Source organism: Pseudomonas putida, from assembly GCF_050990305.1.
GTDB lineage: Bacteria > Pseudomonadota > Gammaproteobacteria > Pseudomonadales > Pseudomonadaceae > Aquipseudomonas > Aquipseudomonas putida_AH.
In genome coordinates this window covers 3,753,903-3,777,450 of the sequence record NZ_CP158817.1, presented here as the reverse complement: position 1 = coordinate 3,777,450, position 23,548 = coordinate 3,753,903, and the positions used below count along the sequence as shown (strand labels likewise).

The 23,548-nt window shown below is 61.1% G+C and carries 22 protein-coding genes and 1 pseudogene; 16 read left to right on the top strand and 7 right to left on the bottom strand.

The features are described from left to right. The first annotated feature begins 343 nt into the window (after positions 1–343). The 3 genes from ABTV22_RS16970 to ABTV22_RS16960 all read left to right on the top strand — a co-directional run bounded on the left by ABTV22_RS16970 (position 344) and on the right by ABTV22_RS16960 (position 3,705). Positions 344–1,342: a bile acid:sodium symporter family protein gene (locus tag ABTV22_RS16970; protein ID WP_433735653.1), complete on the top strand. Its 999-nt coding sequence runs from the start codon at positions 344–346 to the stop codon at positions 1,340–1,342. A 131-nt stretch (positions 1,343–1,473) separates the two neighbouring features. Further along, positions 1,474–2,529, top strand: coding sequence for an alpha/beta hydrolase (locus ABTV22_RS16965; protein WP_433735652.1), 1,056 nt, complete (start codon positions 1,474–1,476; stop codon positions 2,527–2,529). Positions 2,530–2,547: 18 nt separating this feature from the next. Next, complete coding sequence (locus tag ABTV22_RS16960) at positions 2,548–3,705, top strand: (R)-mandelonitrile lyase (RefSeq protein ID WP_433735651.1); 1,158 nt, start codon at positions 2,548–2,550, stop codon at positions 3,703–3,705. Here ABTV22_RS16960 and ABTV22_RS16955 read toward each other — a convergent pair. Next, on the bottom strand, positions 3,693–4,586 hold the full coding sequence (locus ABTV22_RS16955) for a LysR family transcriptional regulator (protein WP_433735650.1): 894 nt from the start codon (positions 4,584–4,586) through the stop codon (positions 3,693–3,695). The two genes, ABTV22_RS16960 and ABTV22_RS16955, sit on opposite strands and share 13 nt — an antisense overlap. Before the next feature lie 236 nt (positions 4,587–4,822). Further along, positions 4,823–5,740 (bottom strand): polyphosphate kinase 2, encoded by a 918-nt coding sequence (ppk2, locus tag ABTV22_RS16950; RefSeq protein ID WP_433735649.1) that lies wholly within the window; start codon positions 5,738–5,740, stop codon positions 4,823–4,825. A gap of 198 nt (positions 5,741–5,938) precedes the next feature. Here ppk2 and ABTV22_RS16945 point away from each other — a divergent pair, with 198 nt between their 5' ends. After that, entirely contained in the window at positions 5,939–6,874 is a 936-nt protein-coding gene (locus ABTV22_RS16945) for a Ppx/GppA family phosphatase (protein WP_433735648.1), read from the top strand. A gap of 132 nt (positions 6,875–7,006) precedes the next feature. Here ABTV22_RS16945 and ABTV22_RS16940 read toward each other — a convergent pair whose 3' ends face one another. Next, positions 7,007–7,858, bottom strand: coding sequence for a LysR substrate-binding domain-containing protein (locus ABTV22_RS16940; RefSeq protein ID WP_433735647.1), 852 nt, complete (start codon positions 7,856–7,858; stop codon positions 7,007–7,009). A gap of 135 nt (positions 7,859–7,993) precedes the next feature. Here ABTV22_RS16940 and ABTV22_RS16935 point away from each other — a divergent pair, with 135 nt between their 5' ends. The 8 genes and pseudogenes from ABTV22_RS16935 to ABTV22_RS16900 all read left to right on the top strand — a co-directional run bounded on the left by ABTV22_RS16935 (position 7,994) and on the right by ABTV22_RS16900 (position 16,384). Beyond that, complete coding sequence (locus ABTV22_RS16935) at positions 7,994–9,046, top strand: agmatine deiminase family protein (protein ID WP_433735646.1); 1,053 nt, start codon at positions 7,994–7,996, stop codon at positions 9,044–9,046. A gap of 4 nt (positions 9,047–9,050) precedes the next feature. After that, entirely contained in the window at positions 9,051–9,950 is a 900-nt protein-coding gene (gene aguB / locus ABTV22_RS16930) for an N-carbamoylputrescine amidase (protein WP_433735645.1), read from the top strand. 1 nt (position 9,951) lies between these two features. Further along, positions 9,952–11,055 (top strand): extracellular solute-binding protein, encoded by a 1,104-nt coding sequence (locus tag ABTV22_RS16925; RefSeq protein WP_433735644.1) that lies wholly within the window; start codon positions 9,952–9,954, stop codon positions 11,053–11,055. A gap of 123 nt (positions 11,056–11,178) precedes the next feature. After that, a complete protein-coding gene (locus ABTV22_RS16920; RefSeq protein ID WP_433735643.1) occupies positions 11,179–12,300 on the top strand; it encodes an agmatine deiminase family protein in 1,122 nt (373 codons plus the stop codon). Positions 12,301–12,361: 61 nt separating this feature from the next. Next, positions 12,362–12,742: a RidA family protein gene (locus ABTV22_RS16915; RefSeq protein WP_433735642.1), complete on the top strand. Its 381-nt coding sequence runs from the start codon at positions 12,362–12,364 to the stop codon at positions 12,740–12,742. A gap of 164 nt (positions 12,743–12,906) precedes the next feature. Further along, positions 12,907–13,101: pseudogene (locus ABTV22_RS16910) on the top strand (RidA family protein); the annotation flags it as partial. Between the two features lie 207 nt (positions 13,102–13,308). After that, a complete protein-coding gene (locus tag ABTV22_RS16905; RefSeq protein ID WP_433735641.1) occupies positions 13,309–15,306 on the top strand; it encodes a peptidase U32 family protein in 1,998 nt (665 codons plus the stop codon). Between the two features lie 205 nt (positions 15,307–15,511). Continuing rightward, positions 15,512–16,384 (top strand): mechanosensitive ion channel family protein, encoded by an 873-nt coding sequence (locus ABTV22_RS16900; protein WP_433735640.1) that lies wholly within the window; start codon positions 15,512–15,514, stop codon positions 16,382–16,384. A gap of 176 nt (positions 16,385–16,560) precedes the next feature. Here ABTV22_RS16900 and ABTV22_RS16895 read toward each other — a convergent pair whose 3' ends face one another. Then, positions 16,561–17,145, bottom strand: a complete 585-nt coding sequence (locus ABTV22_RS16895; protein WP_433735639.1) for a hypothetical protein — start codon at positions 17,143–17,145, stop codon at positions 16,561–16,563. 211 nt (positions 17,146–17,356) lie between these two features. Here ABTV22_RS16895 and ABTV22_RS16890 point away from each other — a divergent pair, with 211 nt between their 5' ends. Next, entirely contained in the window at positions 17,357–17,767 is a 411-nt protein-coding gene (locus tag ABTV22_RS16890) for a DUF1801 domain-containing protein (protein ID WP_433735638.1), read from the top strand. A 119-nt stretch (positions 17,768–17,886) separates the two neighbouring features. On the opposite strand, the gene msrA is transcribed toward ABTV22_RS16890, so the two are convergent. The 3 genes from msrA to ABTV22_RS16875 form a co-directional block, all read right to left on the bottom strand. Next, a complete protein-coding gene (msrA, locus tag ABTV22_RS16885) occupies positions 17,887–18,393 on the bottom strand; it encodes a peptide-methionine (S)-S-oxide reductase MsrA (RefSeq protein WP_433735637.1) in 507 nt (168 codons plus the stop codon). A 169-nt stretch (positions 18,394–18,562) separates the two neighbouring features. Then, positions 18,563–19,066, bottom strand: a complete 504-nt coding sequence (locus tag ABTV22_RS16880) for a copper chaperone PCu(A)C (protein WP_433735636.1) — start codon at positions 19,064–19,066, stop codon at positions 18,563–18,565. Next, positions 19,066–19,671 carry an SCO family protein gene (locus tag ABTV22_RS16875; protein ID WP_433735635.1) on the bottom strand — a complete coding sequence of 202 codons (606 nt, stop codon included), beginning with the start codon at positions 19,669–19,671 and terminating at the stop codon, positions 19,066–19,068. The genes ABTV22_RS16880 and ABTV22_RS16875 overlap by 1 nt, the downstream gene beginning before the upstream one ends. A gap of 243 nt (positions 19,672–19,914) precedes the next feature. On the opposite strand from ABTV22_RS16875, the gene ABTV22_RS16870 reads away from it, so the two are divergent. The 3 genes from ABTV22_RS16870 (at position 19,915) to nirD (ending at position 23,485) form a co-directional block, all read left to right on the top strand. Then, complete coding sequence (locus tag ABTV22_RS16870; protein ID WP_433735634.1) at positions 19,915–20,115, top strand: YbdD/YjiX family protein; 201 nt, start codon at positions 19,915–19,917, stop codon at positions 20,113–20,115. Positions 20,116–20,549: 434 nt separating this feature from the next. Beyond that, positions 20,550–23,111 carry a nitrite reductase large subunit NirB gene (gene nirB / locus ABTV22_RS16865; RefSeq protein ID WP_433735633.1) on the top strand — a complete coding sequence of 854 codons (2,562 nt, stop codon included), beginning with the start codon at positions 20,550–20,552 and terminating at the stop codon, positions 23,109–23,111. Then, complete coding sequence (gene nirD, locus ABTV22_RS16860) at positions 23,111–23,485, top strand: nitrite reductase small subunit NirD (protein WP_433735632.1); 375 nt, start codon at positions 23,111–23,113, stop codon at positions 23,483–23,485. Before nirB ends, nirD begins: the two co-directional genes overlap by 1 nt. The last annotated feature ends 63 nt before the right edge of the window (positions 23,486–23,548 follow it).

Sequence of the window (23,548 nt, the reverse complement as noted above, 5' to 3'; positions counted from 1 at the left end):
TATACCATAATATAGGTTGTGCAAGAGGCTTGGATGAGTTTCTGGTCGGGAGGCGATGAAAAGCGTGGTAGCCACCTGCGTGAGATCACTGGCCTGTGTGGCGAGGGGATTTATCCCCGTTGGGCTGCGAAGCGGCCCCAGTGCTCTACCAAGCAAACCGTGCATATAGGTCTTGCGACGGCTGCGCCGCCGAACGGGGATGAATCCCCTCGCCACAGGAGGTATGAGAAAAGGTTGCTGGATTTGTCCGTTACGCGACATGTACTGGCTTACTAGCGTTAGCCGGCCGCTGCGCGGCGGAGTAGAGTCGAGTCCACGTTCCTGGCAAACCCGGATGATCCCGATGACTCGCCCCCGTTTTTTACCCGACAACTTCACCCTGACCCTGATCGGCGTGGTGCTCCTTGCCAGTCTTCTACCTGCCGGTGGGCAAGTGGCGGTGGGCTTTGGCTGGCTGACCAACATCGCCATCGCGCTGCTGTTTTTCCTGCACGGTGCCAAGCTGTCGCGTGAATCGATCATCGCCGGTGCCGGCCATTGGCGCCTGCATTTGTTGGTGTTCAGCCTGACCTTCGTACTCTTCCCCCTGGTCGGCTTGGCGCTCAAGCCGGTGCTGTCGCCGATGATTGGTGCCGACCTGTACATGGGCATGCTTTATCTCTGCGCGCTGCCCGCCACGGTGCAATCGGCAATTGCCTTCACTTCTCTGGCGCGCGGCAACATTCCCGCGGCGATTTGCAGCGCGGCGGCGTCGAGCCTGTTCGGGATTTTCATCACGCCGCTGCTGGTGACGATTCTGCTCAATGTGCACGGTGACGGCGGCTCGACCCTCGATGCCATCGTCAAGATCAGCGTGCAACTGTTGCTGCCGTTTATTGCCGGGCAAATTGCGCGGCGCTGGATCGGTGCCTGGGTGGGGCGCAACAAGAGCTGGCTGAAGTTCGTCGACCAGGGCTCGATCCTGCTGGTGGTCTACGGCGCATTCAGCGAAGCGGTGAACGAAGGCATCTGGCATCAGATTCCGCTGCTCGATCTGGCGGGGCTGGTGGTGGCCTGCTGCGTGGTGTTGGGATTGGTGCTGGTGGCCTCGACTGTGCTGGGCAAAGCCTTTGGCTTCAATCAGGAAGACCGCATCACCATCCTGTTCTGCGGTTCAAAGAAGAGCCTGGCCACCGGTGTACCCATGGCCCAGGTGCTGTTCGCCGGCAGCACCATCGGCGTGTTGATCCTGCCGCTGATGTTGTTCCATCAGATTCAGTTAATGGTCTGTGCGGTGCTCGCGCAGCGCTATGCCAATCGCCAGGAATCGGTGGCCGAATTGATGGGGCAGGTCGACCCTTGATCGCGCTGCCTGGCAGACCGTCGGTTTTATCTATGTGGTTTTGGTATCAGTGCTATGTGATTAGTGCCGTTTATCAATGAATAGGCGAAAGGGTAAGTTGCTTCTCAACCATTTCAGGTCGAGAGCAACTTATGACGCGCACTACGATAAAGGCCACTGTCCTGGCCGCCATGATTGGAATGTCCGGGGCCGAAGCTGAAGCCGAGGATTACAAGCAGAACCCTTTTACCTTGACCTACGGCGGCGCGATCACAAAGAACGAGCCGGGCAAGGTCAACCTCCATCCGGTCACCTACAAACTCAATGGCCTGGACATCGCGGCCAACGTTTACACCCCGGCGAACTATGACGCGGCGAAGCAATACCCGGTCGTTGTCGTGGCACACCCCAACGGCGGAGTGAAAGAGCAGGTCGCCGGCCTGTATGCCCAGCGCCTCGCCGATCAGGGCTACATCACAATCACGGCCGATGCCGCGTATCAAGGCGCCAGCGGCGGTCAGCCGCGCAACGTCGACAAACCTGCCCATCGCGTCGAAGACATCCATGGCATGGCGGATTTCATCGCCAGTTATCCGGGCGTCGACAGTGCGCGCCTGGGCTTGCTTGGGATCTGCGGCGGGGGCGGCTATTCATTGAAGGCGGCGCAAACTGACAAGCGCTTCCGGTCCATCGCAACCCTGAGCATGTTCAATTCCGGCCTGGTACGGCGTAATGGCTACCGGGATTCCCAGCTGTCGACCCTTCAAGAGCGCTTGCAACAGGCCTCGGCCGCCCGGGCCCAGGAAGCGGCGGGGGGAGAGATTCTCTATACCGGCGATGCCAAACTCACCGACGAGCAGATCGCCAAACTGCCATTCGACTTGTATCGGCAGGGGTTCGAGTACTACGGCAAGACCCACGCTCACCCCAATTCGACGTTCCGCTACACCTTGAGCAGCCTGCTGGACCTGATGAGCTTCGACGCCACGGACCAGATCGAATTGATCGACAAGCCATTGCTGATGATCGCGGGCAGCAAGGCCGACAGTCTGTACATGACGGAACAAGCCTTTGCCAAAGCCACCGGCACCCAGGACAAAAAACTCTTCACCATCGATGGCGCGACCCATATCGAAACCTATTGGGTGCCCGCGTATGTGGACGTCGCCATAGACCAACTGAGCGCTTTCTACGCCCGCACGCTTTGACTTGAAGGAGTCCTGATCATGAAAAACACGCTGCTTGGCATCGCCGTGTGCGCCGCCGCTCCCTTCGCCAGTGCCGAGGGCGCCGGCGAGGCCGGGTCACTCCAGCAGATCAGCCGCGCCGGCTCCCAGGCTTCCATGGCGGGACCTGCGGATTATTTCACCGGGCGTGTGCGCGTCGATCCCCTGTTTCCCGCCACGGAGCCAATCAATGCGTCGGGCGCCTACGTGACCTTCGAGCCCGGCGCGCGCTCGGCCTGGCACACCCATCCCGCCGGTCAGCGATTGGTGGTGGTGGCCGGTGTGGGCCTGACTCAGGAGTGGGGCAAGCCGGTGCAGGAAATCCTCCCGGGGGATGTGATCGTCTGCCCGCCGGGCGTCAAACACTGGCACGGCGCGGCACCGAGCAGCGCCATGACGCATCTGGCGGTGACCGGCACGGTGGATGGCAAGAATGTCGATTGGCTGGAGAAGGTGTCCGACGATCAATACAACGCCCGGAACACGCCATCAGCAGCCGCCACTGAACAGCCCGGCGCCGAAGTGCTCTCGGCAAGGCAACAAGCCATCCCCTTGATCGCCGCCAGCATGGCCACCAGCGATATGCCAGGGCTCAATGCTGCGTTGAACCAGGGATTGGATGCGGGGCTGACGGTCAGCGAGGCCAAGGAAATATTGGTGCAGCTCTACGCCTACAGCGGTTTTCCACGCAGTCTCAACGCACTCGGCGAGTTGATGAAAGTGGTGCAGGCGCGCGAGAAAAGCGGTGTCCGGGATGAGCCGGGCCGTGCGCCGGGGCGCGTCATTCCTGCCGGCGGCGAACTGCTGACGGCGGGCAGGGCCAACCAGACGCGCATTGCCGGCGCACCCGTCCAGGGCCCGTTGTTCGATTTCGTCCCGGTCATCAACCAGTACCTGCAAACGCATTTGTTCGGCGATATTTTCGAGCGCGATAACCTGGACTGGCAAAGCCGCGAGCTGGCCACGGTTGCAGCGCTGGCCGCCACTCCCGGCGTGGAATCGCAACTGCGCTCGCACATGGCCGCCAGCCTGCGGGTCGGCCTGAGCGTTGGGCAATTGCGACAACTGGCTCGGCTTCTGGCCGATCAAGGCAATGCCGATGCGGCCAAGCGTGCGGGCGAGGCACTGGACGCAACCCTGGCCAATCAGCCCAAATAGCGCAAGGCTTCACGCAGCAAGGTGAAGGCCGGTGAACTCTGGCGCCGGCTCGGATAGTAGAGGTGGTAGCCGGAGAACGGCTCGCACCAATCGTCGAGCACTCGAATCAACCGGCCTTGTGCGACATGTTCCAACACCAGGTCTTCGGGCATGTAGGCCAACCCCAAACCCTGGAGGGCAGCTTCCAGGCGCATGGCAATGTTGTTGAACACCAATTGCCCTTCGACGCGCACGTTCAGTTCTTGCCCGTCTTTCTCGAACTCCCACGAGTAGAGCCCACCATAGGTGGGCATGCGCAACGTGATGCAATTGTGCTGCATCAGATCGCCCGGGGTTTGTGGATGCGGATACCGGGCGAAATAGGCCGGGGAACCGACAACCGCCATGCGCATATCAGGACCGATGCGCATGGCGATCATGTCCTTGGCCACTTGCTCACCCAGCCGGACACCGGCGTCGAAGCCTTCGGCGACGATGTCGGTGAGGCCGTAGTCGACGATGATCTCGATGCTCAGATCGGGGTTGTCGGGCAGCAGTTTTGCGAGCACGGGGTGCAGGATCGTGATCGCCGAATGCTCGCCAGCGGTGATGCGCAGTTTGCCGGCGGGCTTGTCACGGAACGCGCTCAGCAAGGCCAATTCGGTGTCGATTTCTTCGAACCGGGGCGCAATCACCCGCAGCAGATGTTCGCCCGCTTCGGTGGCCAGGACGCTGCGAGTGGTACGCGAAAGCAGCCGGACACCCAAGCGTTCTTCCAGTTGGCGCATGGCCCGGCTCAAGGCGGGTTGTGACATGCCCAGTTTGGCGGCAGCGCGAGTGAAACTGCGCTCCTGAGCCACGGCGGCGAAGATCGCCAGTTGATCGTAGCTGTCGGCGGTCATTTATTCGTTCCTGGTATGAACCAGTGGCGATTATGCCGATAAAGCCATCCAGGCCGATACCTGATACCCGATACCTGATACCTGAAACCTGAAACCCGATATCTGTAGGAGCTGCCGAAGGCTGCGATCTTTTGATGTTGCTTTTGAAAGATCGCAGCCTCGTTGCACTCGACAGCTCCTACACAGCTCCTACACAGCTCCTACATGTCCGTGTGGGAGCAAGGTCCAGCGGGGCGTCAGTAAACCTGCGGCACGATGATTTCCGGCGGCGTCGGGATGCGCGTGTAATCTTTCTGGCGCATGCGCTCCGGCAGTTCGATCACCGGCATTTCCACTTCTTCGTAGGGCATTTGCCCCAGCAGATGATGGATGCAGTTGAGCCGGGCTTTTTTCTTGTCGTTGGCCTGCACCACCCACCATGGCGCTTCGGCGATGTGGGTGCGTTCGAGCATGATTTCCTTGGCCTTGGTGTAGGCCTCCCAGCGTCGACGGGACTCCAGGTCCATGGGGCTGAGCTTCCATTGCTTGAGCGGGTCATGGATGCGGCTGAGAAAGCGCAGGTGCTGTTCCTGGTCGGAGATCGAGAACCAGTATTTGATCAACTGAATGCCGGAACGCGCGAGCATGCGTTCGAATTCCGGTACGGTGCGAAAGAACTCTTCGTATTGGTCGGCGTTGCAAAAGCCCATGACTTGCTCGACACCGGCGCGGTTGTACCAGCTGCGGTCGAACAGGACGATTTCGCCGGCGGCTGGCAGGTGCGAGACGTAGCGCTGGAAATACCACTGGGTGCGTTCGCGGTCGTTGGGTGCGGGCAGGGCGGCGACGCGGCACACCCGAGGGTTGAGGCGCTGGGTGATGCGCTTGATCACGCCGCCTTTACCCGCCGCATCGCGGCCTTCGAACAGAATCACCACCTTGTGCCCGGTTTTCACCACCCAACTCTGTAGCTTCACCAGTTCACCCTGCAGGCGGAACAACTCGCTGAAGTAGCGGCGCCGTTCCTGCTTTTGCGGGCTATCGCCGAGGTGGTCGTCGAACAGCGCCTTAAGGTCGTGATCATCCTCCAGCAACTCCAACTCCAGCTCTTCGTCACTGTGATCGAGTAATTCGCGGTGGATGCGTTGTATCAGGGTGTCGTTGGTCAACAGCATGGTGATCACTCCCGGCGAAGTTGGAAGTGCCCATGCTAGGCCCGTGGTTATGACGACGTGGTGACGAACAGGTGATGGCGAAATTCATTGGGCTGTCATCGTGATGTCACCATGCCCATGGCAGGATCGGCGCAAACCGCTTCTAGCGCCCCATCGAACGCCGTTCGTGGATTGATAAAACTGCCAGGAATCCCTGCCATGAAAGGTGACGCCTCCCTGTTTGCGGCCATTGATCTGGGCTCCAATGCGTTTCGCCTGATGATTGGTCAATCGGTCAAACGCAACCAGCAACTGATGATCCAGGAAGTGAAAACCCTGCGTGAGCCCGTGCGATTGGCCGAAGGGTTTCAGGGCGGGGCACTGGACGAGTTGGCGCTGGATCGGGGATGGCAGGCGCTGGCGCGCTTCGGCAAGAAGTTGCGCGGTTTCGAGGCCGGGCGGGTGCGGGCAGTCGCCACGAGCGCGGTGCGCGAAGCGGACAATGCGCAACTGTTCCTGGCCAGCGCGGAACGTCATCTGGGGTTTCGTATCGACGTCCTCACCGGACAGGAAGAAGCCCGGCTGGTCTACGCCGGTGTTGCCCATACGATTCCCTGCCAGGAGAGCATGCGGCTGGTGGTGGACATTGGCGGCGGCTCCACCGAATTGATTCTGGGGCGCGGCAGCGAGCCGCTGGTCACCCAGAGCATTGCCATCGGCAGTGGTACGTTCGGCGCGCGCTATTTTGCCGGCGGGCGGGTTACCGCCGAGTCGCTGCTGGAGGCCGAGCGCGTGGCCACGCTGGCGTTCGACAAGGTGGCCCGGCGTTATCGTGCCCAGGGCTGGCAGCAGACCATCGGCTCGTCCGGCACGGCGCGCATGCTGGCGAAAATTCTCAATGCCAACGGGCTGAATGATTTCGGCGAGCGGGGCATTACCTACGCCGGTTTGTTGCGCTTATCGTTGCGCCTGCTGGAAGTCGGGCACGTCAAGAAGCTGCGGCTGGCGGGCCTGCAAGCTCATCGCATGAGCATCCTGCCGGGCGGCCTGGTGCTGATGCTCGCAGCGTTCAAGGTCTTCGGCATCACCCACATGACGCCTTCCGAACCCGGCTTGAGGTTCGGTGTCCTGCACGGCCTGATGTCTCGCCACTGAACCGCAATCCCTCTGTGGGGGCTCGGGCTTTGGATGCTTCCCTGTAGGAGCTGCCGCAGGCTGCGATCTTTTGATCTTGCTTTTAAAAACAAAACCAAAAGATCGCAGCCTGCGGCAGCTCCTACACAGCGTCTACAGTCCGAGGTTTTCCGCTAGCCATTCACTGAACGCCAGCGCATTGTTTTCACTGTCGCGATGGGTCAGCAACGCCCAGTTCGGGCCGCGGATGGTTTGATCCACCAGCGGTTGCAACAAGCCGTGGGCGCGGGCCTGGCGGCTCAGTAACTCACTGACCAGCGCGATTCCGAGCCCCGTGCACGCGGCGTCCAGCAGCAGGCCGGGATCGGAGAAATTCAGCCCCTGATCCTGCTGGCCGACATCGATGCCAGACTCCACCGCCCAATGACTCCAGTCCATTTCCCGCTCGCCGTGCAGGGTGGTGCGCTGTGCCTGTGGCTGCGCCAGCAGGTTCGGGTGGCAGGCCGGGTAGAGGCGGTCGGCGTAGAGCACCTTGAAGCTGCATTCGGCCTGAGAGCTGATGTCATCGCGCACGGCGATGTCGATGGTCTGGGTGGCCATGTCCGGGACTTCATCGGTGCTGTAGATCCACAGGTCGACCTGCGGATGCTGCCGGCGAAAATCTCCCAGACGCGGCAGCAGCCAATGACGGGCGAACGCCGGGGTGGTGTTGAGCACCAGTTGATTGGGTTTCTGGTATTGCCCCAGGCGACGAATACCCACGGACAGTTGTTGCAGCATGGCCTGTGTGGTGCTGAGCAAATCATGGCCGGCATCGGTCAGGCTGACGCTGCGCCCACTGCGAAAAAACAGCGGCTGTTCGAGGTACGCCTCCAGGCTGCGGATCTGCTGGCTGATGGCCGACTGGGTCAGGTGCAACTCGTCGGCGGCCTTGTGGAAACTGCCCAGGCGGGCAGCAGCTTCAAAGCCGCGCAGGGTGCTGAGTGGCGGCCAATGCTTGAGCATACTGATAAGTTCCTCTAATCACTTCTCTGCAAAATCCATCGTTTGTTTGCCCTTTTTACGCGCCGTAGCATGCATGCCAAGACCGCCAAGGCAGTTTTCATTGAACACAATGGCTTAACTAAAGGGCTTTTTATCATGCAGCAGAACGAGATGGGAAACAGTGGTTGGATGATGCCGGCGGAGTGGGTTCGTCACGCCGCGACCTGGATGGTCTGGCCACACAACCAGGCACTCTGGGAGTCGGGTTGGCGCGTGACCCTGGCGCAGGTGCAGGAAGACTTCGCCGGTGTGGCCAATGCCATTGCTCGTTTCGAACCGGTGAAAATGGTCGTTGATCCGTCCGCCGTGGCCAGTGCCAAGGCCCTGTGCGGCGCCAACATCGAATTGATCGAATTGCCGGTGAACGACAGCTGGTGCCGCGATTCCGGCCCGAGCTTCGTCTGCCATCCGCAGCAGGGCCTGGCCGGGGTGAGCTGGCGTTTCAATGCCTGGGGCGGCAAGTCGGCCCATGAGCTGGACGAAGGCCTGGCGCGCCGCGCCCTCAATCACCTGGGCCTACCGTGCTTCGGCACACCGCTGAGCAACGAAGGCGGGGCCATTCATGTCGACGGCGAAGGCACGCTGATCACCACCGAATCGGTGTTGCTCAACCCCAATCGCAACCCGGGCATGACCAAGGCCGAGATGGAGGAGATCTTCGCCCGCCTGTTGGGCGTGACGAAAACCATCTGGCTGCCGGGAGACCCGGACTACGTCACCGGCGACATGACCGACGGCCACGTCGATGGCGTCTGTGCTTTTGCCCGTCCCGGTGTGTTGCTGGTGGACGCCACCCACGACCAACAATCGGTGTACGCCGAAGTGGCCAGGGAAAACCGCCGCGTCCTGGAGCTGGCCACCGACGCCAAGGGTCGCAAGTTCGAGCTGATCGAGTTGTATGAAGCCAGCGATGCCGTGGACCCTGAAGCCGAAGTGTTCTGCGCCTCCTACACCAACTTCTACATCGTCAACGACGCGATCATCATGCCGGCCTATGGCATTGCCGCCGATGATGTGGCGGCGAAGACGCTTGCCCAGGCATTCCCCGGACGCGAAGTGGTGCCGGTGCGCATCAACAACCTGGCCCATGGCGGCGGTGGGGTGCATTGCATCACCCAGCAACAGCCGGCCTGGCCGGTGGAGGGTTGATGCCATGACCGTATTGACCATTGCCGTCACCCAGATGCCGTGCACCTGGGACCTGCAGCACAACCTCGATCAAGCCGAACAGCTGGTGCGCGAGGCAGCGGCCAAAGGGGCGCAAGTCATCCTGTTGCAGGAGCTGTTCGCCACGCCGTATTTCTGCATCGAACAGAGTCACCAGCACCAGGCGCTGGCCCAGGAGTTTCGCGACAGCCCGGTGCTGCAACGCTTTGCCGCGCTGGCCCGGGAGCTGGGTGTGGTATTGCCGCTCAGCTGGTTCGAGAGGGCCGGCAACGCTTACTTCAATTCCTTGACGGTGGCCGACGCCGACGGGCGCTTGTTGGAGGTGTATCGCAAGACCCATATCCCCAACGCCATCGGTTATCAGGAGAAGGAATACTTCAGCCCCGGCGACACCGGTTTCCGCGTCTGGGACACCGCGTTCGGGCGCATCGGCGTGGGTATCTGCTGGGACCAGTGGTTCCCCGAAACCGCCCGTTGCCTGGCCTTGATGGGTGCCGAAGTGTTGTTGTTTCCCACCGCCATCGGCTCTGAACCCGGCTGCGCCAGCCTGGATTCCCGCGATCACTGGCAAATGACTATGCGCGGTCATGCCGCCGCCAACATCCTGCCAGTGGTGGCGTCCAATCGCGTGGGCCGGGAAGCGGCCACCCTTGATCCGACCTTGCAGATGAGCTTCTACGGTTCGTCCTTCATCAGTAACCACAAGGGCAAATTGCTCGCCGAGGCCGACCGCGACAGCACCGGCGTGCTGGTGCACAGCCTCGATCTGGCGGTCATGCGCGAAGAGCGCTTGAGCTGGGGCATTTATCGCGATCGTCGTCCGGAAATGTACGGGCCGTTGTTAAGTCAGGACGGTCGGCACATCCATGCACGCTGGGGAGTCTGATATGCGTACGTTCAACAAGCTGTTGCCTTGTCTGCTGGGGCTGGCTGTCAGCGGTGCCATGCCGTCGCTGCACGCCGAAGAGAAAACCCTGCGGCTGTACAACTGGGCCGATTATTTTGCCGAGGACACCCTGAGCCGGTTCACCGCCGAAACCGGGATCAAGGTGATCTACGACGTCATGGATGGCAGCGAGACCCTGGAAGCCAAGATGCTGGCCGGCGGCAGCGGTTATGACCTGATCTTCCCCGGCGACACCGTGGCCGAGCGCCTGGTGCGCGCCGGTAGCCTGCAGCCACTGGACCGCTCGAAACTCACCGAACTGGCCGACGTCGAGCCCGGCCTGCAAAAGCTGCGTAAACAGTACGAGCACTCGAGCCAGGCCACCGTCCCTTACACCTGGGGCACCATCGGCGTGACCTACAACGACGAACAGATCAGGCAGCGCGTGCCCGATGCTCCGGTCAACAGCCTGGACATGCTGTTCAAGCCGGAACTGGCGTCGAAATTTGCCGATTGCGGCATCTCGATGATCGACTCGCCGGACGAAGTGCTGGCGGTGGTGCTCAACTACCTCGGTCGCGAACCGCGCAGTGCCAAGCCTGAAGACCTGAAGGCGGCCAGTGAGCTCCTGGCGAAATTGCGGCCTTACATCCGCAAGTTCCAGTCGCAACCGGTGACCGACCTGGTGAATGGCAACCTGTGCCTGTCCCTGGGCTACAGCGGCGACATGACCCAGGCGCAACGCACGTCGGATTCGGCCGGCAAGAAGACCCGGTTCCAGTACCGCATTCCCCGCGAAGGCACCACGGTGTGGATGGACACCATGGCGATTCCGGTCGATGCCAAGCATCCGGAGTACGCCTATGCGTTCATCAACTTCGTCATGCGCCCGCAGAACATGGCCGCCATCAGTAACTTCACCGGCTACCCCACGTCCAATGCCAAGGCCCGCCCGAGTGTCGATGCGTCGATGCGCGACAACCCGGACATCTACATCGACGAAGCCACCTATGCTCGGTTGATCCCCGGCAAGGACATCCCCCAGTCCGACATGCGCGCCCGCATGCGCACCTGGACCAAGTTCAAGACCGCAACCGGCCAATAACTCACCGCGGACCCTGTAGGAGCTGCCGCAGGCTGCGATCTTTTGATCTTTTAAAGGCAAGATCAAAAGATCGCAGCCTGCGGCAGCTCCTACAGGTCTTTACCTATTTTCAGGAACATATACATGTCAACGCGTCGCCAATTCATCAAACAGGTATCGGTGCTTGCCGGCATGGGAGCCGCTTTCACCGGGTTAGGGCTGTCGCCCTCGGCGGTGCTGGCGGCCAGTGCACAGCCTTGGTACATGCCCGATGAGGGTGACAAGCATCAACAAGCCTTCATCGCCTTCGGCGCACAGGACGCCATCTGGGAAGACTTCACCCCCGACGTGCAAGCGGCCCTCGGCCGAATCGCGCGAGCCATCGCCCGTTATGAACCGCTGACCGTGTTCTGCCGCAAAGCCGAGCGGGACTTGGCCGAAGAGCATTGCGGCACGGCGAATGTCACCTACGTCACCACCGAGCTTGACGACATCTGGATGCGCGATATCGGCGCCAACTTTGTTGTCGATGGCAAAGGCGAACTCGGTGCGGTGGATTTCAACTTCAACGGCTGGGGCAACAAGCAGCGACACAGCAAGGATGCGCAGGTGGCGAAGCAGGTGGCCCGTGGCGAAGAGGCGAATTACCAGCGCAGCGAACTGGTGGGCGAGGGCGGTGGGATCGAGGTGGATGGCCACGGCACCGGGATCATGACCGAAAGCAGTTGGATCAATGCCAATCGCAATCCCGGCTGGAGCAAGGCCGAGGTCGAGGAGGAACTCAAGTTCCGCCTGGGCTTGCGCAAGATCATCTGGCTGCCCGGCATCAAGGGCAAGGACATCACCGACGCCCATGTCGATTTCTATGCCCGTTTCGTCAAGCCGGGCGTGGTGATCGCCAACCTCGATACCGACCCGCAGTCCTACGACAACAAGGTCACCCGTGCGCATCTGGAAATCCTCAAGAACGCCACCGATGCCGATGGCCGCAAGCTGCAAGTGCACACGGTGTCGCCGCCCTTGAAACCGCGTAGCAGCAAGTTCAATCGGGGCAACCCGGACTTTGCCGCCGGTTACATCAACTACTTCGTGATCAACGGGGCGATCATTGCGCCCGAGTTCGGTGACAAGGCGGCTGACCGCAAGGCTTTTGATCTGCTTTCCAAGCTGTACCCGGACCGTGAGGTGGTGCAGCTCAACATCGACGCCATCGCGGCCGGTGGCGGTGGCATTCACTGCGTGACCAGTCATCAGCCGCGGGTTTAGCGATGGCGGCGGGGGCGTCTGGTAAACTGCGCCCCTTTATCTCCCCTGACGCGAGTGCCCCATGGCCAATCAAGACATCATCTTCACCCCCGATCCCGACCAGGACTCCATCTCTTCCGACGTTGCCGCGTTCAACGGCATCCTGATGTCCACCCAGATCCCGACCCGTGCCGACGGCAGCCTGGAACTGGGCGACATCACCCTGCAAAGCGAATGCACCCTGCAAGCGCTCAAGGTCGCGCTGGAGCGTGCCGGCAGCTCCATGGACCGCGTCATGCACCTGACCATCTACCTCACCGACATGGCCGACCGCGCCGCGTTCAACGAGGTCTACAAACGTTTCTTCGCCAAGCCATGGCCGGTACGCGCCGCCGTAGGCGTCGCCGCTTTGGCAGTGGAAGGTATGAAAGTGGAAGTCGTCGCCATGGCGGCCAAGGCCTGAGCAGCCACCCCAATTAATCCCGTAGGAGCCGGCTTGCCGGCGATTGCAATCGATCGGTCGCCATTGACTGACAGGTCGCCATCGCCAGCAAGCCGGCTCCTACGGTGTTTGGGCAATCTGGCTGCCACCCGGCAGCACACGGGTGCCCGTCAGGCCATTCACCGGTACAGCTGGAGCGTGCCGGCAGCTCCATGGACCGCGTCATGCACCTGACCATCTACCTCACCGACATGGCCGACCGCGCCGCGTTCAACGAAGTCTACAAACGTTTTTTCGCCAAGCCATGGCCGGTACGCGCCGCCGCATCGGCGGTGGAAGGCATGAAAGTGGAAGTCGTCGCCATGGCGGCCAAGGCCTGAGCAGCCACCCCAATTAATCCCGTAGGAGCCGGCTTGCTGGCGATTGCAATCGATCGGTCGCCATTGACTGACAGGCCGCCATCGCCAGCAAGCCGGCTCCTACGGAGTTTGGGCAATCTGGCTGCCACCGGGCAGCACACGGGTGCCCGTCAGGCCATTCACCGGTACAATGCGCCCCTCGACCGTGACCGCCTGACTAAAAACTATATGTCCTTGCCCAAGCATCACCTTGAATTGCTCAGCCCCGCCCGCGACGTCGCCATTGCCCGCGAGGCCATTTTGCATGGCGCTGACGCCGTGTACCTCGGCGGCCCGAGCTTTGGCGCGCGCCACAACGCCTGCAATGAAGTGAGCGATATCGCCGCGCTCGTGGAATTCGCCCATCGCTACCATGCCCGGGTGTTCACCACCATCAACACCATCCTGCACGACAACGAACTGGAACCGGCGCGCAAGCTGATCCACGAACTGTACGATGCCGGTGTCGATGCACTGATCGTCCAGGACTTGGGCGTCATGGAGCTGGACATCCCGCCGATCGAGCTGCACGCCAGCACCCAGACCGACATCCGCACCCTGGCGCGGGCCAAGTTCCTCGACCAGGCCGGTTTCTCGCAACTGGTACTGGCTCGTGAGCTGAACCTGCAGGAAATCCGCGACATCGCCGCCGAGACCGACGCGGCAATCGAGTTTTTCATCCACGGCGCGTTGTGTGTGGCGTTCTCCGGCCAGTGCAACATCTCCCACGCGCAGACCGGGCGCAGTGCCAACCGTGGCGACTGCTCCCAGGCCTGCCGCCTGCCGTACACCCTCAAGGACGAAAAGGGCGGTGTGATCGCCTACGAAAAGCACCTGCTGTCGATGAAGGACAACAACCAGAGCGCCAACATCCGCGCCCTGGTCGAAGCCGGCGTGCGCTCGTTCAAGATTGAAGGGCGCTACAAGGACATGGGGTATGTGAAGAACATCACCGCCTACTACCGCCAGCGCCTGGACGACGTCCTCGAAGACCGCCCGGACCTGGCCCGCGCGTCCAGCGGCCGCACCGCGCACTTCTTCGTGCCCGATCCGGACAAGACCTTCCACCGTGGCAGCACCGACTACTTCGTCAGCGACCGCAAGATCGACATCGGCGCGTTCGATTCGCCGACCTTTACCGGTCTGCCGGTGGGCGTGGTAGAAAAAGTCGGCAAGCGCGACCTGATCGTGGTCACTCAGGAGCCGCTGTCCAACGGCGATGGCCTCAACGTGCTGGTCAAGCGCGAAGTCGTGGGCTGGCGCACCAACATCGCCGAACCCAAGGGCGAGTTCGAAGAGGACGGCGAAAAGCGTTACCGCTACCGCGTCGAACCCAACGAGATGCCTAAGGGTTTGCACCAGTTGCGCCCCAATCATCCCCTGAGCCGCAACCTGGACCACAACTGGCAGCAAGCCTTGCAGAAAACCTCCGCCGAGCGTCGTATCGGCGTGACCTGGGTTGCGCGCCTGGACGAGCAGCGCCTGCAACTGACCGTCACCAGCGAGGAGGGCGTCAGCGCCAGTGTGTCCCTGGACGGCCCGTTCGGACTGGCCAACAAGCCGGAGCAGGCGTTGGAGCAACTGCATGACCTGCTTGGCCAACTGGGTACCACCGAATACCACGCCACCGACATCAAGCTCGATGCGCCCCAGGCGTTCTTCATTCCCAACTCGCAGCTCAAGTCACTGCGCCGGGAAGTGATCGAGGCGCTCACCGCGGCCCGCATCAAGGCGCATCCACGGGGTGGACGCAAGGCCGAGACCAATCCGCCGCCGGTGTACCCGGAATCGCACCTGTCGTTCCTGGCCAACGTCTACAACCAGAAGGCCCGTGACTTCTATCACCGTCACGGGGTCAAGCTGATCGACGCCGCGTACGAGGCCCACGAAGAAACGGGCGAAGTGCCGGTGATGATCACCAAGCATTGCCTGCGCTTCTCGTTCAACCTTTGCCCGAAACAGGCCAAGGGTGTGACCGGTGTGCGCACCAAGGTGGCGCCGATGCAGCTGATTCATGGCGATGAAGTGCTGACCCTGAAGTTCGACTGCAAGCCTTGCGAAATGCACGTGATCGGCAAGATGAAGGGCCACATCCTCGGCCTGCCTCAACCAGGCAGCGTCCAGCCCGTGGTCGGCTACATCAGCCCCGACGACCTGCTCAAAACCATCCCCCGCGCCCCGCACTGAGGGCCGAGCTCCTACGGGCCCTGTGGCTAAACCCAAATCCCTGTAGGAGCTGTCGAGTGAAACGAGGCTGCGATCTTTTAAAGGCAAAATCAAAAGATCGCAGCCTGCGGCAGCTCCTACAGGAGTGTCTCCAAATGGGCGGAACTGGCGACCCGCCAAGGCTGTGCTAGCGTCTTGAGGTCTATCCTCATTTGCGAGCTTCGCCATGGACGAATCCATCGTTAACGTAACCACCCAGAAGTTCAACGCACTGATTGCAGTCGTGCAGGCTTATGGTGTCGCTTTTGCGGTCAAGGTACTGGCCGCCATTGCCTTTTGGATCGCCGGCCGCTGGCTGATTGGCTTCGCTGTCGGCATGGTGCAGAAGGCCCTTGGAAAGCAGCAGGTCGACCCGACCGTATTGCGCTATGTTGGCTCGGCCATCACCGTGACGCTGAACATCATCCTGGTCATTGCGATCCTCGGTTACCTGGGCATGCAGACCACCACCTTCGCGGCACTGCTCGCGGCGGTCGGCCTGGCGATCGGCATGGCCTGGTCGGGGCTGCTGGCCAACCTGGCGGCCGGTGCCTTCATCATTGTATTGCGTCCGTTTAAGGTCGGCGACTTCATCTCGGCGGGAGGGGTAACCGGCACCGTCACCGAAATCGGCCTGTTCGCCACATCGATCAACACCCCGGACAACGTGCTGACCCTGGTAGGCAACAACAAGATCTTCAGCGACAACATCCAGAACTTCACCCACAACCCGTTCCGCCGTGTAGAACTCAAGGCACAGCTTTCCGGTGCCGCTGACTGGAAGGCTGCTGTAGCGCTGTTGAAAGAGAAAATCGCCGCCGTTCCCAATGTGCTCCAGACGCCTGCGGTCGATGTGGAAATTCTCGAGTTCAACCTGGTGGGCCCGGTGTTGGCGGTGCGGCCTTACTGCCATAACGAAAATTACTGGCAGGTGTATTTCGACACCAACCGCATCATCAAGGATGCCTTGGGCGAAGCCGGCTTCCCGGCGCCGATGCCTGCGCAAACGGTGATCTTCCAGCAAGGCACCCCGTTGCCAGGGCCGTTGGCGAAGGAGTGATTTGAGGCAAAAGTCCAACGCAGGATTGTGGGAGCGAGCTTGTGGTGAGGGATTTTATCCCCTCACCACAAGCTCGCTCCCACAGTTTTCAAACCTTTTTAATGGCCCCGTTTCAATTGCCATCTGCCATCTGCCACCTTGCGCTCAAGCGCGTCCGCCTCTGGATCAGCGACTGTTCAAAGCGCGGTATAGACGAAATACACGAAGGCCACGACAGCGGCGGTGACAAAGGCGCCCAAGGCTTTCGTCGTATCGCGACTCGATTGCATGGAGCCCGCACTACGATGCAGATGTGTGCCGGAATAGAGGGGGCGGTTAAAGGATTCGTCCCTGCTGGCCCGATAGGTGTAGCGCAAGCCCATGAACACAAACAGGGTGATCAGACCGAGGGCGATGCCGCTACCGATCACGGGGTTGGGTCCTGGATTGTGCGTGTCCTCGGCGCAGGCCGGGCTGTTGACTTCGGCCACGGTGATACGCCCGCCGACCATCGATGAAGACCGCGCACCCTTGACGGGCGACGACTGGGGCTCCATGTCCAGCATCTGATATTTCCAGAGTGTTGCCGAGCCCTCCCGGCAATAGGTGAACGCACCAGGGGTGGCAGCGGAAATGATGCATGCGTCGTTGATGCCGTGTTTTTTCAGGGTTTCGGTGGCCGACCGTGTGAAGTCCAGTTCGAGGACGGGAATAATCCCGTTAGCGCGTGCCCCGACGCAGACCAGCAAACCTCCCAAGAGGCAAAGGGTTGAAATCTTCAAGGTTCAATTCCTTGTTTTTATCGGCCATTTGTTTGAGCTGGTGCGTGCGTTTCCCCGCCGTTAACTGAGTCTAGATCGCAATTGGCGCCTTGCTGAGCAAAATTGTGTCAGGCGAGAGTTGGCGTTTGCGGGCCATTTGTCGGACGACCGATGGCATGGCGAATGGCGCTTCGCTGTGCCTTACTCGGGGATTGGAAAGGAGAGGGCGAGTATGCAAAAGGACACGACAGGCTCGACGCCAGCACTGGACGTGGGCTCTGCCAGTGAGCAGATCGACGCGAAGATCCGCGAACTGAACGATTGGCGCGGCCAGATGCTGGCGCGGGTCAGGGCGCTGATCAGGCAGGCCGACCCCGAGGTCATCGAGGAAGTGAAGTGGAGAGGCGTGCCGGTGTGGTCGCACGCCGGAATCCTCTGCACCGGCGAAACCTACAAGAACGCGGTGAAGATGACCTTCGCCAAGGGCGCCGCGCTGGACGACCCTTCAGGGCTGTTCAATGCCAGCCTGGAAGGCAATACCCGACGGGCCATCGATCTGCATGAAGGCGATACGATTGATGAGCCTGCGCTGAAAGCACTGATCCGCGCCGCCGTGGCGCTCAATACCGCCAAGCGAAAATGACCCGATAAACACCGCCCTCGCCACTGTAGGAGCTGCCGAAGGCTGCGATCTTTTGATCTTGCTTTAAAAAATCAAAAGATCGCAGCCTTCGGCAGCTCCTACAGTGTCGGGGGCGGTCGTTATCTGCGTTTGGGCAGCGTCCAGTTCGGCCGGATGAAGTGGCAGGTGTAGCCGTTGGGGTAGCGTTCCAGGTAGTCCTGGTGCTCAGGCTCCGCTTCCCAAAACGGTCCGGCGGGCTCGATTTCGGTGACGACCCTGCCGGGCCAGAGACCGGAGGCCTCGACGTCGGCAATGGTGTCTTCAGCGATTTGCCGCTGCTCATCGCTCAGATAATAAAGAGCCGAGCGATAGCTCGTGCCCAGGTCATTGCCTTGGCGGTTTTTGGTGGTCGGGTCGTGGATCTGGAAGAAAAACTCGAGGATCTGGCGGTAGCTGATCTGCTCGGGGTCGAAGACGATTTCGATCGCTTCGGCGTGGGAGCCGTGGTTGCGGTAGGTCGCATTGGGCACATCGCCGCCGGAGTAGCCAACCCGGGTGGACAGTACGCCGGGATAGCGGCGCAAAAGATCCTGCATGCCCCAGAAGCAGCCACCGGCGAGGATGGCGGTTTCAGTGTGGGTCGTCATGGTGCGCACCTCCCATCAGTTTGTGGCGAGGGGATTCATCCCCGTTCGGCTGCGAAGCAGTCGTATTTGCGGAAAAATCAGTGTGTTTGGACTGACGCTGGGGGCCGCTTCGTAGCCCAACGGGGATGAATCCCCTCGCCACACAGGTATGTCGCCAGCCTCGAGGCCATCATTGCATTTTGCTGTGATCCATCTTGCTGTGATCCATGCCGCCGTGGTCCATCCCGCCCAGCGAGCGCGCCTGGGCATCAACCGTGATCGTCTCTTTTTCGCCCTTGGCGTTTTCCACGGTCAGGGTCAGTGGCACCTTGCTGCCTTCTGCCACTTGGGCCGTCAGGTCCATCAGCATGATGTGGTAGCCATGGGGATCGAGGCTCACCGGTTTGCCGGCCGGCAATGCAACGGACTCGACCTGACCCATGTGCATCACATCGTCTTTCATGCTCATCTGGTGGATTTGCACGGTCTTCGCCACGGGTGACTGCACGCTGAGCAGTTTGCTATCGCTATCGGCCTGCAGGGTCATGAAGGCACCGGTCGAATGCTGGCCAGCCACCGTGGCGCGGACCCAGGCGTCATTGACCTGGGTTTGCGCGGATACTTGCCACGCCATGCCGATCAGGGACAGGCCCAGCACCAGCTGTTTGATACGGGGGGCAACGAACGAAGTCATCAGCAAACCTCCATGACGGTGAGCAGGTCTTCTGCGCACTCTTGAGCGGTCAGGGACGCGGACAGACCCAGGCGCAAATTGCCCCGGGAGTCGAACACGTAACTGGTGGCAGTGTGGGACAGGGTGTAGGTGTCGCCGCTGGGGACCTTTTCAAAGAATACGCCGAACTCCTTGGCGGTGGCGGCGGTTTCTTCCAGGGTACCGTACAGCGCCTCGAAGCTCGGGTCGAAGGCCTTGACGTATTTGTCGAGCATTTCGGGGGTGTCGCGTTCGGGGTCCAGGGTGATGAAGATCACTTGCAGACGCTCACCATCGTGGCCCATCAGTTTTTTCGCCTGGGCCGCGCGGGCCAGCGTCGTCGGGCAGACGGCCGGGCATTGGGTAAAACCGAAGAAGATCATCGGCATCATGCCCTGATAGCTGCCCAGCATCCGGGTTTCGCCATCAGCGGCCTTGAGCTTGAAGGAGCGCCCCATGATCTTGTCGCTCAGATCCTTGCCGTACTTGAACGACAGCTTGCTGCTGTCATCACAGCCGGCGAGTAGACCAAGGCTCAGCAGGCTCATGCCTTGCAGGACCGTGCGACGGGAATACAACGTACTCATGGAAATAAAGCTTCCTGTGTAGCGACAGAAAAAACACAGTGCCTGACGGGCCAGGCGAGAAAAAGCGCAGGGATGTTAACAAACTGTTGCCCGATCACGCTCAATCCATCGCCCGAAGGTGCTGCGCCAAAACGTCGCGGGGGCTTGACTACACAAAAATACAAATGGCCGGTACGCCGACATATTGCAGATACATTTGCGCGGTTCCATGGGGGCGTCCCAACCCGCATAGAGAGCACTGCCATGTTCCATAAACTGCAACAGGCCGCCAGGTTCCTGCGCCAGAGCGCACGGTTGATGGTGGGCGTTCCCGACTACGACAACTACGTCGCGCAAATGGCCCTCAAGTCCCCCGGCGAGCCGGTGATGAGCTATGAAGCCTTTTTCCGCGAGCGTCAGGAAGCGCGGTTTGGCCGGGGCAAGTGCAATACGCGGTGCTGCTGAAACACCATGCCCGTAGGAGCCGGCTTGCTGGCGATGGCGATTGTGCGGACGCCATCGCCATCGCCATCGCCAGCAAGCCGGCTCCTACAGGTAAGGTTTGCACTTTAATAAAGCGCGAAGCCTGGCAGCGTGCACCAGCGCGTAGCGGTTTGCCGATCCACCTGATCGTCATTGATCGCTGCTCAATTCCCTGAAACCCGCCTGAATCGTCGTCTCTACGCCCTGATCCCTCGACTGGCACAAACCCTGCAATGATCCCCCCAAGCCCTCTCGGTCAACGACGATCGATCAACCGCACAGGTCGTGGGCAATATCGGTGGACCGGGCATGGTCGTCTGGTTTCAACACCGCAAAAGAACAGGCAAAGACGCCTGGAACCGCAAGGTTTCAGGCGTTTTTTTTTGCTTTTTGAACCGTGATGGGCAGGGTCGTTTATGAATTGCAATGTAGCCACGTTGAACAAGTTGCAAACGCTGGTCGTGATCGGCAATGGCATGGTCGGACACCATTGTGTCGAGCAGTTGATCGAGCGCGGCGCCCTTGATCGCTATCACCTGCACGTCTTCAGCGAAGAGCCGATGCGTGCGTATGACCGAGTGCATCTGTCCGAGTACTTCACCGGTCGCGATGCCGAGTCGCTGGCGCTGAGCGACGCCTCGCTGTACCAGACGCCGGGCGTCACGTTGCACTTGGGCGTGCCGGTGCTGGAAATCGACCGCGTACAGCGCGAGGTCATCACCGCTCAAGGTCGCGTGGCTTACGACAAATTGGTGTTGGCCACCGGTTCCTATCCGTTCGTGCCGCCGATTGAAGGCGCCAGCGATGATTCACGTCTGGTGTACCGCACCCTGGAAGACCTCGACGCCATCCGTGCGGCAGCGGCCAATGCCCGGCGTGGTGTGGTGGTGGGCGGTGGCCTGTTGGGCCTGGAAGCGGCCAACGCCCTGAAAAGCCTGGGCCTGGAAGCCCATGTGGTGGAGTTCGCGCCGCGCCTGATGCCGGTGCAACTGGACGACCTCGGCGGCCTGGCGCTCAAGGCGCAGATCGAACGGCTGGGCGTCGGCGTTCACCTGTCCCGCGCCACACAATCGATCAGCGCCGGCGAGCAGTACCGTTACCGGATGAATTTCGCCAATGACGAGTTTCTGGAAACCGACCTGGTGGTGTTCTCTGCCGGTATCCGCGCCCAGGATGCGTTGGCCCGTCAATGCGAACTGGACATCGGCCCGCGTGGCGGCGTGGTGATCGATGACACCTGCCTGAGCTGCGACCCGAACATCTACGCCATCGGTGAATGCGCTTCCTGGAACGGCAGCCTGTTCGGTCTGGTCGCCCCCGGCTACCAGATGGCGCGCAGCGTCGCGGCGCGGCTGTGCGACGACGCGGCCGAGCCGTTCCAGGGCGCCGACATGTCGACCAAGCTGAAGTTGCTGGGGGTCGATGTCGGCTCCATCGGCGATGCCCATGCCAATACGCCGGGCGCGCGCAGTTATCAGTTCATCGACGAGACCACGGCCAGCTACCGGCGTCTGGTGGTCGACGCCAGTGGCAAGCGTGTGCTCGGTGCGGTGCTGATTGGCGACAACAGCTACTACGACACGCTGCTGCAATACATGCAGAACGCGATTGCCTTGCCGTCGGAACCGGCCGCATTGATCCTGCCGTCCTCCGAAGGCGCGCCGACCCTTGGCCCCGGCGCCTTGCCCGAAACGGCCACGGTCTGCTCGTGCCATAACGTGACCAAGGGCGCCATCTGCTCGGCTATCGACGGTGGCTGCACCGACCTGGGCCTGCTCAAGTCGCAAACCAAGGCCTGCACCGGCTGCGGCGGTTGCGCCGGGCTACTCAAGCAAGTCTTCGAGCATGAACTGATTGCCCGGGGCGTCAGTGTCGACAAGAGCCTGTGCGAACACTTTGCCTACACCCGTCAGGAGCTGTACGCGCTGGTGCGGGTGGAAGGGGTGATCAGTTTCGAAGAACTGCTGGCCAAGCATGGCCGCGGCCACACCGGTTGCGATGTGTGCAAACCGGCGGTGGGCTCGATTCTGGCGTCGTGCTGGAACCAGCCGATCATGGACCCGTCGCTGGTGCCATTGCAGGACACCAACGACACCTTCATGGCCAACATGCAGAAAAACGGCACTTACTCGGTGGTGCCGCGTATTCCCGGCGGCGAAATCACCGCGGACAAGCTGATCGCCATTGGCGTGGTGGCGAAGAAATACGACCTCTACACCAAGATCACCGGTGGCCAGCGCATCGACCTGTTTGGCGCTCAATTGCATCAATTACCGGACATCTGGGGCGAGTTGATCGAGGCGGGTTTCGAAACCGGTCACGCCTACGGCAAGTCGACCCGTACGGTGAAATCCTGCGTCGGCAGCACCTGGTGCCGCTACGGCGTGCAGGACAGCGTGCAAATGGCCCTGACTATCGAGGATCGCTACAAAGGCCTGCGCTCGCCGCACAAGCTCAAGTTCGCGGTGTCCGGCTGCACCCGCGAATGCGCCGAAGCACAAAGCAAGGACGTGGGCGTGATCGCCACCGAGAAGGGCTGGAACCTGTACATCGCCGGTAACGGCGGCATGCGCCCCCGCCATGCCGAACTGTTTGCCACCGACCTGGATGACGCGACGCTGATCCGCTACATCGACCGCTTCCTGATGTTCTACATCCGTACCGCGGACAAATTGCAGCGTACCTCGGTGTGGCGCGAGAGCCTGGAAGGCGGCCTGGACTACCTCAAGGACGTGATCATCCACGACAGCCTGGGCCTGGGCGAGGAACTCGAGTCGCAGATGCAACTGGTGGTCAATCGCTATGAATGCGAATGGGCCAACGCCCTCAAGGACCCGGAAAAACTCAAGCGCTTCCGTACCTTCGTCAACGACAAACGCCCGGACCCGGACATCCACTTTGTCCAGGAACGCGGCCAGCGGCGCCCGATCATGGCCGCCGAACTCAACCTGATCCCTGTCACCGAGGAGAGCGTCTGATGACTGTGTCCAATACTCAACGCGTTGAAACCGGTTCGTCCGCTGTCTGGCAATCGGTGTGCAATCAGCAGGACCTGGTGAACGATTCTGGTGTGGTGGTGTGGCTGGACGGCGCGCAAGTGGCGCTGTTTTACCTGCCGGGCATGGAGGGTAAAAACCTTTACGCCATCGACAACCACGACCCGCAATCGGGGGCCAACGTGATTGGCCGTGGCCTGGTGGGCAGCATTAAGGGCGACCTGGTGGTCGCGTCACCGATTTACAAGCAACATTTCCGCCTGGAAGACGGCCGCTGCCTGGAGTATCCGCAGCAGCGTCTGCGGGTGTGGCCGGTGCGGTTGAACGAGGGGAGGGTGGAGGTGGGCATCGCCTGATTACATACGCAGAGCCTGTGGGAGCTGGCTTGCCAGCGATGGCGGTGTCACTGTCGACATCTG